The sequence below is a fragment of the Pontibacillus salicampi genome, assembly GCF_042434395.1.
Lineage (GTDB): Bacteria > Bacillota > Bacilli > Bacillales > BH030062 > Pontibacillus > Pontibacillus salicampi.
This window is the reverse complement of sequence record NZ_JBHLTP010000009.1, coordinates 39,181-52,974: the sequence shown is the minus strand read 5'-3', so window position 1 is coordinate 52,974 and position 13,794 is coordinate 39,181. Positions and strand designations below refer to the sequence as shown.

Below are 13,794 nucleotides of genomic sequence, written 5' to 3'. Positions count from 1 at the left end.
CGGTTTTATGAACATTCTACTATGATGAAAAGTAGAAGTACAGGCAGGCGAATGCTTCAAAGTGTCAGGGGGCCTACCGATGAAATCGAAATTGAAATCCGTTTTATTTGCCAGTATGGCATTTTTCTTAGCAATAGCCCTCATTCGTTTTCCTGATCAATCCTTAGAAGCCTCCATACGAGGTCTCAGCATGTGGTGGGAAATTGTCTTCCCTTCCCTTCTTCCATTTTTCGTGACAGCAGAGTTGTTAATCGGATTTGGAGTTGTCCGTTTTATTGGTATATTGTGCGAGCCCATCATGCGCCCTATTTTCAAAGTGCCAGGCGTTGGCAGCTTTGTTTGGGCAATGGGGATGGCAAGCGGCTATCCCTCTGGTGCCAAGCTCACTGCAAGATTACGGGAAGAAAGACACCTTACCCAAATAGAAGCAGAACGTCTAGTTTCATTCACAAATGCCTCTAATCCATTATTTATATTTGGCGCTGTTTCTGTAGGATTTTTTCACGATCCTAAGCTCGGCGTTCTGCTAGCAGTGAGTCACTATGCAGGAAATGCTCTGGTCGGTGTATGTATGCGGTTTTATGGTGCAAATGATAGTAGTACTCTGGAGAGGGAGCAGCCTACTTTTTCCTTGAAGAAAGCATTCCAGGCCTTGCATGAAACACGAATGGCAGATGGCCGTCCTTTCGGAAAAATGTTTGGCGATGCGGTGCTCTCCTCGATTCAAACGTTATTAGTTATTGGTGGTTTCATCATCTTGTTTTCCGTCTTTAACAAGCTTTTATTCATGATTGGAATTACTCCAATCATCGCAGCAGGCTTAAGCTTCTTTTTTCAGCTTGCACAGCTCTCCCCAGAGCTTGCTATCCCGTTTATTTCTGGTTTATTTGAGATTACACTTGGATCTCAAATGACCTCAAAAATAGAACAAATTGACCTATTACAGCAAGTGCTTGTTGTCAGTTTTATTTTGGCTTTTAACGGATTCTCGGTACAAGCTCAAGTCGCCAGCATTTTAGCGGAAACAGATATTCGCTTCACTCCATATTTCTTCGCAAGGGTTTTACATGGATGCCTGGCCGTTGTACTCTCTTGGCTATTATTCAAACCTTTGTATCTTGACCGAGATATCGCAGGCACTTATGAAGAACCTGTTTTTTCAGAGGGCGAATCCTCGTCACTCTTATTTGATTGGTTCCTATGGGTAGGTCACATTGGACCTACTGTTACATTATGTTCTCTCTTTTTGGCCATCATCATTCTCTATCAAAGAATAGAAGAAAAAAAATGAGCCCGGATCAGATGATCGCCGGGCTTACCGTTGATATTTTTTCATTAAAGCCTCTTCTACTGTTTTAGGAACTAAATCCGCTACGGTCCCACGATACTTGGCAACTTCCTTAACTATGCTGGAGCTTAAAAACGAATATTGATTATTTGTCATAACAAAAAATGTTTCAATATCCTCATTTAGTTTACGATTCATAGACGTAATTTGCATTTCGTACTCAAAATCACTAACTGCACGCAAACCCCTAACGATAACATTGGCTCCTTTCTCTTCTGCATATTCCATTAACAGACCGCTGCTTGAATCTATCGTAATATTATCGAAATCCCTGGTCACCTCTTCCAGCAACGCAATCCTCTCTTCCACTGTAAATAAAGGATCCTTGGACCGATTATTGAACACGGCAACAATAACATGATCAAATATTTTCGCAGCGCGTTCTATAATATCCATATGGCCATATGTAACAGGGTCAAAGCTCCCTGGGCAAATTGCTAATGTACTCATGTTTGTGTGTACTCCTCTCTTTCTATTCACCAAATATTAAGATTGATGCTGGAACAAACTAATCGAAATAATGCTCGAATAGGTTTCGTATCGAATTTGCTCATATTCCCCTATTAGCTGGGGCAGTGTTTGATCAGCTGAATGTTCACATACTAGCATACCATCCGACTTCAACAAATGTTGCTCGTGTATAGCCTCGAACAAATCCTCAAACTTCACCTTATCATACGGAGGGTCAAGTATTATGTAATCAAATGTAAGCCCTCTTTTGCCAGCAGCTTTAATCGCTCGGAATGCATCTGTTCGATAAACTTCAGCCTGGTCCTTCATCCGCAGAGCTTCCAGATTTTCATATATTGTTGAAATCGCTTTCTGCTGCTTATCTACAAAGATAGCACGTTCCATGCCACGGCTCAAGGCTTCTATTCCTAACCCTCCACTGCCTGCGAATAAATCGAAACACATTCCTCCATCGAAATAAGGACCAATCATTTGAAAGAGAGCTTCCTTTACCTTATCCGTCGTCGGCCTGGTTTGTCTTCCTGGTACGGGGGTAAGCTTACGTCCTTTATGTACACCTGAGATGACTCTCATGTTGTGACCTCCTTTAATACCTATAAAATCCTATTTTCGTACCTTATCCTACCACATAATTCATTAAATAAAAATCAGAGAAACTCTCTCTTCAGTTTAGGGGAGGAATTTTTTCCTTTCTTGCTTAAGAATATGTATAAGGTTATGACAACGTGTCCATAATACTAGGGAGTGATTAGGATTGCCCTAATTACTCTGAAGACGGAGAAGACTTACGTTTCCCCATAAGTTCTTCCTCCGGTTTCTCCTCTCCCTTTACCTTTTTGTTTTGATGTGAATCAAATCAAAAAAGGTGCCTGCAGATCATCCCATCTGCAGGCTTTTTTTACTGTTTTAAGGAAATAGAATGCTGTGAGATTCCTGTTGACACCCCGAATATGTCTTCTACATATTGCTCTTGAATAAAAATCTCTCCATTTAATTCCTCTAACACGTGACTTGCCACCCCAAAGTCTTCCTGGTTATGTACAAAGGTATCCTTATTCAAAGTGAAGCGCCACGTTTCTCCGCCTTTTTGCACTACGTAAGTAGATTGATTCGGCAAAGCTACTAGCTCATAGTCAAAGGCAGAAGTAATTCCAGCAAGAGGATACCATCTCTGCTGCTTATATGAGATGGAATGCCAATCTATGGTAGTCTGTTTCGCTTGTACATTCACAGAACGAGGGTCTACAAAATATAAAGGTTGTACACGCCCTTCTTTCGTTGTTAGTTGAAAGAAGGATGTCGGCATTCCGCTGATCTCGGCAAGAAGGTGATCCAAGGCTATGGCAGACCCCTGCTGTTTTTTGTTAATAGTAAGGAGTTGCTCCTTAAATGCTTCTTGCTGGCTTTCTGTCAAGGAGATAGTCAATTGTTCCGCTAATTTAGATGCCTCAGCAGAAACATCATTTCCTGACAGTATAAATTGGACGAGGCCGTTGATAATAGCTGCCCCCCCTTTAGAGGAGATTGGGTATTGCTGCTGCAGCATACTAGACAGTAAGCTCTCCTGAATGTTCACCTCAGATAAAGAGGGGAGTAGTATATACCCTGCCCCAATTTCGGGTGAAGGTATATCAGGGTTAACTACGGTTACTACAGGCACACTAAAGGAGATATTTTCTCCAAAGTTCTTCTTCACTTCTTCTTTAGAAGTGACACCTTTTTTCGCCCAAACCGTTGCTCCTTTCATATCCTGTCGGTGATACTCGCCATTATGCAGCTTAATAATGGGAAAAGAAGTGGCGGTGGACTTTTCCCATTGATAAAAACGAATATAATCCTTTTGAATGTCAGCCTGTTGGTCCCCAGCTGCTGCCCATAGGTTAGACTCGTTTTTGTCCGTCCAATCTACTTTTGCATCCACTACTATCATGGAATCTCCTTGGTCAGTATATAGCTTGGCGTACCAATTTTTCAGCACCATATCGCTTTCATTAATTGGGAGTTTATAGGAAAGGTGAATCTGCTCCTTGTAGCCAATAGTAACGGTCATTCCTTGTTCTGCTTGTTCTGTCAAGCATGGTTTTCCTTCCCCATAGACACATGTAATATCTTTCACTTTATTAGGATACCGAACTATGTATTGCTCCTTTGCTAGCCCGTTTATTTTCTGGTTAACTTGTAATACTCCATCATCATGAACCACTTCCAAATACATTGAAGGATTTCCATTTGCTTGATCAGCACTTGCAGCACCTTCCTCCTGATACATACTCCATTGGTAAGTGATTAGAAAAGTTGCTATTAGGGTCATGGGCATAAGCCATACCAATAATTTTCGAAACATAGGAATACCTCGCTTTATTCTTAACATCCGATACTATTTTACCATGCCCGCCATCCTGCTTGAACTATTTACTCCTGCTGCTCTGCTCATTCACAATATCCTCCGTTCATGCTACAGTAACAACAAGAAATATAATGGGGTGAACAAAATTGATACAACGGTTTATAGAATTAGGACAAGGGTATTCAGATGTATATGAACTACAAACACTTGCAACCCAAATGAAGGATCGAGTAGAGAACATATTTGCGTTCCATACAACCATGGAAGGGGAAGAAAGAACATCGTTGGCGGTAGTCATGAAGCCAACCACAACTGGGAACTTCCAACCTATCTACATATGTAGAGAAGGCATACCAAACCCTCACGTGCAGCCCAATAAACGATACGAGCTGTTCCAGCAGATAGCCGCTGATGTAAAAAAGGATATAATTGAAATCACCACTAGACCAAGTACGTTTTTCAGTGAAACAGAGCTATACTACTCCCATTTAATCGGGCTGCTTCGCATGAACCATTACTTGGCTCCTCTTCAATAAATATAAAAAGCATGGGGATTCCCATGCTTTTTATAAACTTCCATATTTATAATCGTATTCTTTTGCTTTATCTGGCTTGGAATTTTCGAATTCTGTATTAATAAACGGTTTATAGGAACGCTCTACTTTGGAAACATAATGTAAACGGGATAATTTATCCATTGTACTTTCTATCTCTTCCTGATTCACATAAATAATAGCATAGCGTAGTTTCTTGGACACATAAATAAGATGCCCATATCGCTTAATATTTCTAACATGCTTCATGTGTTGAAACCAAATTACTAAGCTTTGTCGTTTTGTAAACATATGTATTCCTCTTTCATGACGAATCTTTTTCCTTAGTTTAGCAAACTTTTCTGACTCCTTCAATACAATACCATTACAGAAAGGGAGGAACCTGTTTTGTCAGAATTAGAAAAAGCGTGGACGATCTTCTTACAGTATATGAATGAGCGAGATATTATTCACAGCTGTAGATATAAAGAAGTTACCGGAATCCCTTTTATCTATATTCAAAAGCATCATAGTTCCATAGCAAGAGAGCAGGTAGAAGAAGCATTAATGAAAGCTGCAGCAAGAGCGATGAAAGGAAAACGCCTCACTCTCTCCATGTATCATGTCAGAGAAAATGAGGCGCATTATGTGTATCGCGTACGGTTTTTAGTTCCTCAGCGCAAGATGTTCTGCTGCGGAAATATGTGCGTAGACTGTATTAGGTTCCAAAGGGATTAGGAACAGCCGCACCCTCCGCCGCTTCCACATCCATGACCATGGGAACTGCCAGTATCCTGGAATACGAGACCATCCTTAGGAACTTTAATGGAAGGACTAATACTATCTGCAATGACTTGACTAACTTCGTCTAAGAGCGCTTGAAGCTCTCGCTCTGCCACTTTAAAAGAGGCAACCGAATCGTTCATATCTACGTCCCGCTTCTTCTCCCGAACGGCTTTCATTATTTTATTATAATCCGGGTGATAACGGCCGAAGCGCTGTACATCGTCATACTGATCCTTGATGTCCTGAAATTCTCGAATGAGTCGTTGCGCGCGCCTATCCTTGTTCAGGTCTTCTTTAGCCTGAATATATTGTTCATAAACGTCAGATTGTAGTATCACCTGACCTAACTGTTCTGATTGCTCTAAAATTTCTACGGTATCTGTAGTAGCTAGCAAGCTATCCACCTCCACCATTATCATATCAGATTTTTCCACTAAAGCGAAACAGAGAATTTAATCTTTCATAGCTTGAGCCATCTGAACAAGCATTTGCACCATCTGCAGCTGGTTTGTAAACTTTTCCATCCGCTGAGGGGTGGTTTTTCCATAATAATGCTTCGCCTCTGACTCTATTTGAGATAAGACGCTTGGGTTTCTTGTCACTTTCCGATACCATTTAGGATTCATACGAATGAATTTCAATAGGTCCTCTCTGGTCTCTAAATACTGGTACACGCCAGGCTGCATCAAAACCCCTCCCTAGTCTCTACCAAATTGAAACGGAGAACGCCTTGTTTCATTTGTCTTAGCAGCGGACGTATCGCCACTTTTCTTCATGTCCTGAAATTGACCTACAAGCGTCTGTATGTTGGCAATGGCACCGTTAAGCTGATTTATATGCCCCTGAACTTTATTTAAGTCTACGTTTTCAATCATCCCCATTAACTGTCCCATGAACTTTGAGTTGTCCTCTTCATTCGTCTCTTTGTCTTTGTTATCGTCTTCATTGGAAGATGCTTTGTTACTTTCCGTCGCATTATCCTTATATGCATCCCAAAACGAATCCTCTTCTCCAAGAAGCACCCATTTTTCATAATACCCCTGCCACGACTCTCCATTTTTTTTCACCGTTTCCACAAGCTTAGGGTGTTTCAAGGCAAAATCTTTAAATTCCTGTACGGTTGGATGTAGTGATTTAGAAGCCATACCCGTTTTTCACCTCTTTATTCACACAGTGTCATACCATACATATATGACACATGACTAGAAACTGTGCATAGGAGAGCATAATGCTATGATGATTTTTCAATAAAGTTCTGAGTATAATGGAATTCATATACCCCTACACCTAAATGTGTATAATTAGGGTGTAATAAAGCCTCCCGATGTCCCTTACTATTCAGCCATCCCTCTACCACTGCTGGAGCATCAGGGTATTTCGCCGCAATATTCTCACCTGCTGAAAGATATTGTATGCTATTGGCCTGCAGTCTTTCTTTCAGCCCTTTCCCCTCAGGAGTAACATGAGCGAAATATGCATCGACAGCCATATCCTTACTATGTCCAAAGGCAACAGAGGCAACTTGATCATCCCATGACAATTCCACTTCCTCAAATCGATTGCGAATCTGGTTGGATATATCAAAAATCTGCTGTTCTAGTCCCTTCTCCACCACTTCCCACTCTTCTCTTGAGAGTGAAGGCTCTTCCGGCAAATCACCTCGATAATAGACCTCATAAGGACGATGTCGTAACAAAACTTCTGAATTCATAATTCTTATAGAAGATAAAGTCCCTTTAAAGGTATCAAAGTAAAGCTGAGCATAGTTGCCATTTTCTAAAGCAAGAAGCGGCCTTCTGCTCTTATCATCTGAGGATAATCTAAATTGGAAACTCCCTCTATCATTCGTCACTTCTACTTCATTTTGTATATCCCGGTTCGATGTAATTTCTTCATAGGAGTCGCCAGTTGCTATATTTTGCATTTGAACGTCTCCCACACCATAACTTGATACTACTTCCTCATTTAGAATACCTAACTGCATATATCGATTTGTTTCATTAGGATATATCCACCATTCATAACCATACGGCGTCTGATCCTTTCTTGAAGGCTCTCCCAGCTTTTCTATTACCTCATTAGAGGATTGGCCTATCCAAGACGCAATAGCAGCACTATCCCCCTCTAAGTCTTGGGGAGGAGGAGAGGTATCCTCTTTACTATCCTCTTTGTTTATATGGGATGATTCCTTCCCTTGTTGATCCTCTGTTAGCTCTTGTTCAAAGGAAGATGGCGTAAGATCTTGCGCTATCTCCTTCTGCTTGTCCAACAAGGATGATACTGCATCTGGATTTGAGATTATTACATAGCCTAAGGAGACTACTATTATTATAAAGAGTAGTGCGCTCAGTCGTTTCATATTATTTCCCCTTTTTAGTACAGTTACTTCTAATATAATGTCACCATATTATATTTATGTCTAAAGTTCATGATAGAATGGATATCCATGATTATAATGACAATAAAGCCTCTCGCCATTATTTTAGCTTATACATGCATGAATTTATACAAAGAAGCACGCTGCTCTCTTGGAAGAGTACAGCGTGCTTCTTTTTTTAAACCATTTTAATGAATTTCTGGTCGTTCAGAGATTTCTTCTAAAGCATGACCTGCTGCTTCATTGGAGAATTGGTCTAACGATAGGTCACCTAAAGATACTATACCCACAAGCTGTCCGTTATCTACTACAGGTAACCGGCGAATCTGCTCGTTGGACATCATTTCACTAGCTTCTTCTAACGAACAGTCCGGTGTACATGTTACAAGCTTATCACTCATTACCTCTTGGACAGTACAAGAACCAGCTTTTTTCTGAGCATATCCACGGATAACAAGGTCACGATCTGTCACCATACCAAGTAAGTTTTTATTACTATCACATACAGGGATGGAGCCAACATTGCGCTCTTTCATTGTGGAAGCAGCTTCAAAAAGATTATCATCTGCGGTACAGCAAGCTACGTCCTTTGTCATAATATCTTGTACAGATTTCATACTAACCCCTCCAAACTTTTTCAAGCTTCCCAATAAAAAGGAAACCAACATTGATACGTCATTAGTGTTACCGAATATGTAAAAATGATGATACTTTTCTTGTAAAAAACTCTGTTTTTACGTTCATATGGTTATGCTGATACGAAAAATACGGTAAGATTCCTCACATTAGGCTGAAGAACGCACTATATATTGAAGCGCCTTCAAATAATTTTCCCTCAATTAGCACTTCTTTCTCAAATTGTTTGGTAAACAATTGCAACTTTATTAAAACTTTAATATGATGTACTTAGATTACGTTTTTTTCTAGAAAGTTAAGAAATCTTGCGAGGTGGAATAAACATGAAACTTGAAGGAATTGGTATAGAAGGAGCAACAATTGAATTAAACCGCTTAGATCATTTGATGGAAAAGGCTGGATTCATCCGTGGAGGTCAATGGGATTATGAACGTGTTACATATGATTATAAACTAGAGACAAACACGAAAGGTCAAACGTACTACGTTCGTATACAGGGGGCTTCTATTGAAGGCGAAGTAGATCGTGGCGATGCGGTCATAAAGTTAATGATTCCATTGCTAGGCCTGCACTATTATCCGCATGGTATTGAATACGGTGATAGTGAAGAATTTACCGAAGCTGTGATTGACAGAGCAAAAGGCTTATTAGAAAGAGTGAAAGGCTACCTTCTGGAATTTGAAGTTGGCAGCAGACCTTCTCAAGCTGTATTAGAAGAGTTAAGAGATTGGGCGGAAAAGAACGATCAGAAAGAGGTGCTGGAAAAAATTCAAGCACTGCAAACATTTGCTCCTGATGAGGAAGAAAAGAACAAACACTAATCATTCGCCTGCATCTAGTGATAAGGCGGCTGTTAACACCACGTTGACAGCCGTTTTATTTTACCTTTTTTCGGCTAATAAATACTTGTGGAGTTGAATCGATGGGTTTATTTCCTCTTTGTTCCTCCTTGATGATATCCCTTATTTCGGCAAGAATTTGATCCGATGTTTCTTTTTGAAACTGAGTCTTATTGGATTTCCCTCGTAACCGGAAAATCAATTGTAAGAATATAAAGATACTAAACGTAATAATCAAGAAATCAATGGATGCTTGAATAAAAGCCCCGTAATGAATAGATACCTCTCCAATCGGCACTCGCATATATTGAAGATGAATATCTCCTAACAGAAAACCGACAATGGGCATAACGATATCATCAACCAGTGATTCAACTATTTTTCCAAATGCTCCCCCGATAATTACGGCAATTGCTAAATCCAAAACATTCCCCTTTAATGCAAAGGCTTTAAAGTCCTTCCACATGGACAATCCCCCTTCTTTCATATGTTATGTGGGACTTTAAAAGGGAATGATAAAAATTAGAGTTGTTTATCTGTTCAAAGCAAGTTGTTCATGCTATATTTTGAAATAGAGAGTTGTTTGAAAGGAGCTTTATGATCTAAATTGTTTAGATATCTTAATAAAAAACAATGGCTATTTATTTTTCTTACCATTATTGCATTAGTGGCAGCGTATTTTATTATTCCGGTATCGTTACCACTTATCTTAGCGTTTATCACAGCACTCTTCTTAAACCCAGCAGTGCGGCTATTTCAGTATCGATTTAAAGGAAAACGAAAACTTGCGGTTACAATTGTATATCTAGCATTCCTTATTCTCGTCTCCATTGCTGGAACGTTTGTCGTGACGAGAATGGTTACACAGATTGCGAGCTTCATTGATAACGCCCCTGTGTATATTACTCAAATTGAGAACTTTTTTATAGAATGGGAAAATGGAACCAATCGATTTAAAGAGCAGCTCCATCCTCAAATTGTAGAGCAAATTGAAAGCAGTATAAGCTCTAGTATCGATCAAATTAAAACATCTATCAATGAAAAAGGAAATCTTGCTGATATAGCAGGCTTTATTTCAGCCATTCCGAATTACTTAGTAAGCTTTATTGTGTATTTAATTGCCCTGTTTTTATTTATGTTGGAAATGCCTCGTTTGAAGGCAAAAGCGTATGAGCATTTGACAACTAAAACAGCTGAAAAAGTCCGTTTCATGAATTCCAGACTTTCGTACGTCATCTTCGGATTTCTAAAAGCTCAATTTCTAGTTAGTATTGTCATCTTTATTGTTACCTTAATTGGACTGTTATTCATTTCTCCTAATGTGGCAATCATCATGTCTCTCATCATCTGGATTGTTGATTTCATCCCAATTATAGGATCAATTGCCATTTTAGGCCCTTGGGCGATATACGCCCTTCTTGTTGGAGACATATATATGGGAACAAAGCTTGCTATTCTAGCTGTTGTCCTACTGGCTATAAGAAGAACGGTGGAGCCGAAAGTGATGGGTCGTCACATTGGACTTTCCCCATTAGCTACTCTTATTGCTATGTACCTCGGTTTAAAATTAATTGGGGTATTAGGATTTTTCGTCGGACCTCTTATTGTCATTGCGTTTAATTCTGCTAAAGAAGCAGGGATCATAAAACTCAACTTAAAAATCTAAGCATAATGTAAAGCACCATTTCAATAGCAAAGCCTGGCTACCATTTGGTAGCCAGGCTTTTTGTATACGACTAGAAAATACGTTCCCTAATCACGTTTGCTAACTATGTATGATTTATGACTACTTCCCAACTTCTAGCCCTTGAAGGCTTAGGACCCTACCTGCAAGAACGCTTCACAGTAATGCTTTTCATTACATTGCTCTATTTTTGCCATAATGGCGCTCCTTTCTAGCCTCAAACCAAATCAGCCCGTCCTCCTCCATTCTTTCCTTAAACCCATTCGCACTTAATACCTTATAAGAAGGAACATTGGATGGAGAACATGAAGCTGTTACAGTTACTATGTCCTCATGGCTGAATGCCCATTGCAGCATAGCCTCTACTGCCTCTTTCGCATAACCTTGATTGCGATGTATTTTAGACACAAAATATCCAATTTCCACCTCTCCGTTTACAGGCTGTCCTTTAAAGCCTATATCACCTATAACCATTTGTTTATGCTTATCCATAATTATCCACGGACCAAACCCTAATTCTGTTTCCCTGTTCTCTAAAGCTTCTGCGTAAATAGGGAGCATAGCTTTTAGACCGTTTCCTGGCCAAAGAGCATCATAGGGAGTTCCCAGCCAATTAGGGTAACTCTCTGCATCTAACATAAGTTTTTGGGCTTGTTCTACTGTTATTGGTGAAATGAAAAGACGTTGACTTTCTATATCCATTAGTTGGTACCACCTTTCTATATGTATATGCATTAGGAATTAACTACCATTTTTTTTGATGACTCGCTCTTTGTATCCTTTCCTTTTCTACACGAAGTATAAACCTTTTCCAAACAAAAAAAGCACTCTTTTAATAGAGTGCTTAAAATCCTAAAATCGCTTTAATCATACTGGTTGTTTCTCCGCCCTCATATATAATATACAGCAGTAAGTACACCGCTACACCAGTAATGGCTGTAAAGAACCATATGATACTAGTAACAGGTCCGATTTTTCTATGTCTTGATATGTTCCGCTTAAAAGCTAGTGTTAATGTCACAATACCAAACACAGCACCTACTGTTGCAAGGATTATATGGAAAATCAGGAACAGCGTATAGTATATTCTTAAGTGGTCTGGCCCACCAAAGCTAGTATTGCCAACCAATACGGTTCGTGAAAGATAGATAATAAAAAACAGCAAAGCACTAACCGCTGCTGCAATCATTATTTTTTTATGAGCAGAAGCTTTTCCTTGTGCTATAAGCGTCCAGCCAATTGCTACTAGAACTGCGCTTAACACAATAAAAGCAGTACTTAACGTTGGTAATAACGGCATGTCTCTCCCCCATTTATATCTCTAAATATATCAGGCAGACTCACTAATCTGCCTGACCTTATCATCTTTTGCTTAGTTCGTTTCTGAAGGTAATGGATCAACACTAGATTTCTCCTGATTAAACCATGGGAAAAAGATCATAGCGATGAAAATACCATATACAATTTCCTGCGTTATTTTCATAATAACACCGCCTAGCTGCTGATCTTCTACGAGAGGAAGCGGCGAGAAAATTTCAGGTCCAGACAACGATAAATTCCCCAACACACCACTTGGGACACATAATGCTAATGCCGTTGACCATGCTGCCGGATCGCTGTAGGTGCTGTATAACGACTCACCAGCAAAGATAATTAATCCGCAAGCAGGTGTAATTAACACACCATTTGCAAAGATATACCCAATTTTTAATACAGGCGATAACGTATCTCTTTCTTTAATTGGGTGGAAAACAGGTATCCACACAAAAAAGGCAGTTAATAAAATAAAGGTCGTAATAATAGCATGAGCTGTTTCATTTGTTTTGGCAAAATCAAAAATCGCTGGAAAATGATACATGGAAAATAATCCATTAAATAAGATAAGCGCTAATAACGGCTTGGTCATCAACTTAATAACTGGCGCAATAAGCTTCATGGAAAATAGTTTTCTCCATATCCAATTGGGAAGCCCTTTCGTAATTAATATAGGGAAAACAAGATAATACAAAGCCATTTGCGTCATATGAGCGGTAAACATAATGTGACTAATTAAATCGATAGGGGACCCTTTAATTAGATATAGCAATACAAGTCCACTATAGAACATAATCTGCTCATTCATAGTTGGAGGATCCACGTCACCAAAGCGCTTTCTCCAAGGACCTGTAACGGCATAATACAATACAGCTAGTCCTAGGATAAATACTATATAATACGGACTCCATAATGCACGGAAACCAAAAATTTGTAATTCTAACCACATACGCCTTCACTCCATAGATGTCATATATTCGTTAACCTATTCTATATTATAACGCATTTTCGATACGCTTACATACCTATTCCCTAGCTGGAATGATCATTTCTATGACAATCTCGTGAACGATATCAATGTGTACGATAGACTTGATCCAAAGAAAAAAGGCCGGAGAGTAATCTCCGACCTTTACTGTTTACCACCAAACTATGGTAACCATTGCTATAATGGTCAGCAAGGCAACAAACACACCTGAATACAGGAATAAAGCTGGTAAACCATGGCCTTTATGACTCATATGCATAAAGTAATAAAGCTGAAAGCCAACTTGAACACATGCGAGAAGAATGATTACTGGAACTGTTAGCATTGCATTATAATCTCCAATAACCAATCCGAATGAAATAAGAGTAAAGATAATCATTAACGCAAAGGTAATAAGCTGATATTTCATTTCCTCTTTATTCTTCTTCTTATGAAATTCACGCGCAGTGGAATTGGTGTACTTTTCCATAG

Annotated in this window: 19 protein-coding genes; 5 read left to right on the top strand and 14 right to left on the bottom strand. The window is 39.4% G+C overall.

Annotated elements, in window-relative coordinates:
* Nucleotides 1-79: 79 nt before the first annotated feature.
* Entirely contained in the window at nucleotides 80-1,291 is a 1,212-nt protein-coding gene (spoVV, locus tag ACFFGV_RS10610; RefSeq protein ID WP_377347569.1) for a dipicolinic acid transporter SpoVV, read from the top strand.
* Nucleotides 1,292-1,315: 24 nt separating this feature from the next.
* Here the strand turns inward: spoVV and coaD are convergent, their stop codons facing one another.
* The 3 genes from coaD to ACFFGV_RS10595 form a co-directional block, all read right to left on the bottom strand.
* Nucleotides 1,316-1,798 carry a pantetheine-phosphate adenylyltransferase gene (coaD, locus tag ACFFGV_RS10605; RefSeq protein ID WP_377347567.1) on the bottom strand — a complete coding sequence of 161 codons (483 nt, stop codon included), beginning with the start codon at nucleotides 1,796-1,798 and terminating at the stop codon, nucleotides 1,316-1,318.
* Nucleotides 1,799-1,834: 36 nt separating this feature from the next.
* On the bottom strand, nucleotides 1,835-2,392 hold the full coding sequence (rsmD, locus tag ACFFGV_RS10600) for a 16S rRNA (guanine(966)-N(2))-methyltransferase RsmD (RefSeq protein ID WP_377347565.1): 558 nt from the start codon (nucleotides 2,390-2,392) through the stop codon (nucleotides 1,835-1,837).
* A 325-nt stretch (nucleotides 2,393-2,717) separates the two neighbouring features.
* A complete protein-coding gene (locus ACFFGV_RS10595) occupies nucleotides 2,718-4,163 on the bottom strand; it encodes a hypothetical protein (RefSeq protein ID WP_377347562.1) in 1,446 nt (481 codons plus the stop codon).
* Nucleotides 4,164-4,312: 149 nt separating this feature from the next.
* Here ACFFGV_RS10595 and ACFFGV_RS10590 point away from each other — a divergent pair, with 149 nt between their 5' ends.
* Nucleotides 4,313-4,702 (top strand): DUF7147 family protein, encoded by a 390-nt coding sequence (locus ACFFGV_RS10590; protein WP_377347560.1) that lies wholly within the window; start codon nucleotides 4,313-4,315, stop codon nucleotides 4,700-4,702.
* Between the two features lie 30 nt (nucleotides 4,703-4,732).
* Here ACFFGV_RS10590 and ACFFGV_RS10585 read toward each other — a convergent pair whose 3' ends face one another.
* Nucleotides 4,733-5,011 carry a YlbG family protein gene (locus ACFFGV_RS10585; protein ID WP_377347558.1) on the bottom strand — a complete coding sequence of 93 codons (279 nt, stop codon included), beginning with the start codon at nucleotides 5,009-5,011 and terminating at the stop codon, nucleotides 4,733-4,735.
* A 96-nt stretch (nucleotides 5,012-5,107) separates the two neighbouring features.
* Between ACFFGV_RS10585 and ACFFGV_RS10580 the strand changes: the two genes are divergently transcribed.
* Nucleotides 5,108-5,437 (top strand): hypothetical protein, encoded by a 330-nt coding sequence (locus ACFFGV_RS10580; RefSeq protein WP_377347556.1) that lies wholly within the window; start codon nucleotides 5,108-5,110, stop codon nucleotides 5,435-5,437.
* On the opposite strand, the gene ACFFGV_RS10575 is transcribed toward ACFFGV_RS10580, so the two are convergent.
* The 5 genes from ACFFGV_RS10575 to ACFFGV_RS10555 form a co-directional block, all read right to left on the bottom strand.
* Complete coding sequence (locus ACFFGV_RS10575) at nucleotides 5,434-5,880, bottom strand: YlbF/YmcA family competence regulator (RefSeq protein ID WP_377347554.1); 447 nt, start codon at nucleotides 5,878-5,880, stop codon at nucleotides 5,434-5,436. The two genes, ACFFGV_RS10580 and ACFFGV_RS10575, sit on opposite strands and share 4 nt — an antisense overlap.
* A gap of 57 nt (nucleotides 5,881-5,937) precedes the next feature.
* Nucleotides 5,938-6,171, bottom strand: a complete 234-nt coding sequence (locus tag ACFFGV_RS10570) for a YlbE-like family protein (RefSeq protein WP_377347552.1) — start codon at nucleotides 6,169-6,171, stop codon at nucleotides 5,938-5,940.
* A gap of 12 nt (nucleotides 6,172-6,183) precedes the next feature.
* Nucleotides 6,184-6,630, bottom strand: coding sequence for a YlbD family protein (locus ACFFGV_RS10565; protein WP_377347550.1), 447 nt, complete (start codon nucleotides 6,628-6,630; stop codon nucleotides 6,184-6,186).
* 86 nt (nucleotides 6,631-6,716) lie between these two features.
* The gene (locus ACFFGV_RS10560) at nucleotides 6,717-7,844 is read right to left on the bottom strand and encodes a CAP domain-containing protein (RefSeq protein WP_377347548.1); all 1,128 of its coding nucleotides are present in this window, start codon (nucleotides 7,842-7,844) and stop codon (nucleotides 6,717-6,719) included.
* Nucleotides 7,845-8,050: 206 nt separating this feature from the next.
* Nucleotides 8,051-8,479 carry a CBS domain-containing protein gene (locus ACFFGV_RS10555; protein ID WP_377347546.1) on the bottom strand — a complete coding sequence of 143 codons (429 nt, stop codon included), beginning with the start codon at nucleotides 8,477-8,479 and terminating at the stop codon, nucleotides 8,051-8,053.
* A 342-nt stretch (nucleotides 8,480-8,821) separates the two neighbouring features.
* On the opposite strand from ACFFGV_RS10555, the gene ACFFGV_RS10550 reads away from it, so the two are divergent.
* A complete protein-coding gene (locus ACFFGV_RS10550) occupies nucleotides 8,822-9,319 on the top strand; it encodes a YugN family protein (RefSeq protein WP_377347544.1) in 498 nt (165 codons plus the stop codon).
* 55 nt (nucleotides 9,320-9,374) lie between these two features.
* Here the strand turns inward: ACFFGV_RS10550 and mscL are convergent, their stop codons facing one another.
* Complete coding sequence (mscL, locus tag ACFFGV_RS10545) at nucleotides 9,375-9,803, bottom strand: large conductance mechanosensitive channel protein MscL (protein ID WP_377347542.1); 429 nt, start codon at nucleotides 9,801-9,803, stop codon at nucleotides 9,375-9,377.
* Nucleotides 9,804-9,944: 141 nt separating this feature from the next.
* On the opposite strand from mscL, the gene ytvI reads away from it, so the two are divergent.
* The gene (gene ytvI, locus ACFFGV_RS10540; protein WP_377347541.1) at nucleotides 9,945-11,003 is read left to right on the top strand and encodes a sporulation integral membrane protein YtvI; all 1,059 of its coding nucleotides are present in this window, start codon (nucleotides 9,945-9,947) and stop codon (nucleotides 11,001-11,003) included.
* Nucleotides 11,004-11,195: 192 nt separating this feature from the next.
* Here ytvI and ACFFGV_RS10535 read toward each other — a convergent pair whose 3' ends face one another.
* From ACFFGV_RS10535 to ctaF, 4 genes are all read right to left on the bottom strand, one after another.
* On the bottom strand, nucleotides 11,196-11,723 hold the full coding sequence (locus ACFFGV_RS10535) for a GNAT family N-acetyltransferase (protein ID WP_377347539.1): 528 nt from the start codon (nucleotides 11,721-11,723) through the stop codon (nucleotides 11,196-11,198).
* Between the two features lie 142 nt (nucleotides 11,724-11,865).
* Nucleotides 11,866-12,321, bottom strand: a complete 456-nt coding sequence (locus ACFFGV_RS10530) for a DUF420 domain-containing protein (protein ID WP_377347537.1) — start codon at nucleotides 12,319-12,321, stop codon at nucleotides 11,866-11,868.
* A 72-nt stretch (nucleotides 12,322-12,393) separates the two neighbouring features.
* Nucleotides 12,394-13,284: a cytochrome c oxidase assembly factor CtaG gene (gene ctaG / locus ACFFGV_RS10525; RefSeq protein WP_377347535.1), complete on the bottom strand. Its 891-nt coding sequence runs from the start codon at nucleotides 13,282-13,284 to the stop codon at nucleotides 12,394-12,396.
* Between the two features lie 190 nt (nucleotides 13,285-13,474).
* On the bottom strand, nucleotides 13,475-13,792 hold the full coding sequence (gene ctaF, locus ACFFGV_RS10520; RefSeq protein ID WP_377347533.1) for a cytochrome c oxidase subunit IVB: 318 nt from the start codon (nucleotides 13,790-13,792) through the stop codon (nucleotides 13,475-13,477).
* Between the last annotated feature and the right edge of the window lie 2 nt (nucleotides 13,793-13,794).

Excerpts from the sequence above, each read along its gene's own strand:
- ACFFGV_RS10530 (WP_377347537.1), bottom strand. The coding sequence starts at position 12,321 with ATGCCGTTATTACCAACGTTAAGTACTGCTTTTATTGTGTTAAGCGCA.
- ACFFGV_RS10565 (WP_377347550.1), bottom strand. The coding sequence starts at position 6,630 with ATGGCTTCTAAATCACTACATCCAACCGTACAGGAATTTAAAGATTTT.
- mscL (WP_377347542.1), bottom strand. The coding sequence starts at position 9,803 with ATGTGGAAGGACTTTAAAGCCTTTGCATTAAAGGGGAATGTTTTGGAT.
- ACFFGV_RS10550 (WP_377347544.1), top strand. The coding sequence starts at position 8,822 with ATGAAACTTGAAGGAATTGGTATAGAAGGAGCAACAATTGAATTAAAC.
- ACFFGV_RS10570 (WP_377347552.1), bottom strand. The coding sequence starts at position 6,171 with ATGCAGCCTGGCGTGTACCAGTATTTAGAGACCAGAGAGGACCTATTG.
- ACFFGV_RS10595 (WP_377347562.1), bottom strand. The coding sequence starts at position 4,163 with ATGTTTCGAAAATTATTGGTATGGCTTATGCCCATGACCCTAATAGCA.
- ACFFGV_RS10555 (WP_377347546.1), bottom strand. The coding sequence starts at position 8,479 with ATGAAATCTGTACAAGATATTATGACAAAGGACGTAGCTTGCTGTACC.
- ctaF (WP_377347533.1), bottom strand. The coding sequence starts at position 13,792 with ATGGAAAAGTACACCAATTCCACTGCGCGTGAATTTCATAAGAAGAAG.
- coaD (WP_377347567.1), bottom strand. The coding sequence starts at position 1,798 with ATGAGTACATTAGCAATTTGCCCAGGGAGCTTTGACCCTGTTACATAT.
- ctaG (WP_377347535.1), bottom strand. The coding sequence starts at position 13,284 with ATGTGGTTAGAATTACAAATTTTTGGTTTCCGTGCATTATGGAGTCCG.
- spoVV (WP_377347569.1), top strand. The coding sequence starts at position 80 with ATGAAATCGAAATTGAAATCCGTTTTATTTGCCAGTATGGCATTTTTC.
- rsmD (WP_377347565.1), bottom strand. The coding sequence starts at position 2,392 with ATGAGAGTCATCTCAGGTGTACATAAAGGACGTAAGCTTACCCCCGTA.
- ACFFGV_RS10560 (WP_377347548.1), bottom strand. The coding sequence starts at position 7,844 with ATGAAACGACTGAGCGCACTACTCTTTATAATAATAGTAGTCTCCTTA.
- ACFFGV_RS10585 (WP_377347558.1), bottom strand. The coding sequence starts at position 5,011 with ATGTTTACAAAACGACAAAGCTTAGTAATTTGGTTTCAACACATGAAG.
- ACFFGV_RS10535 (WP_377347539.1), bottom strand. The coding sequence starts at position 11,723 with ATGGATATAGAAAGTCAACGTCTTTTCATTTCACCAATAACAGTAGAA.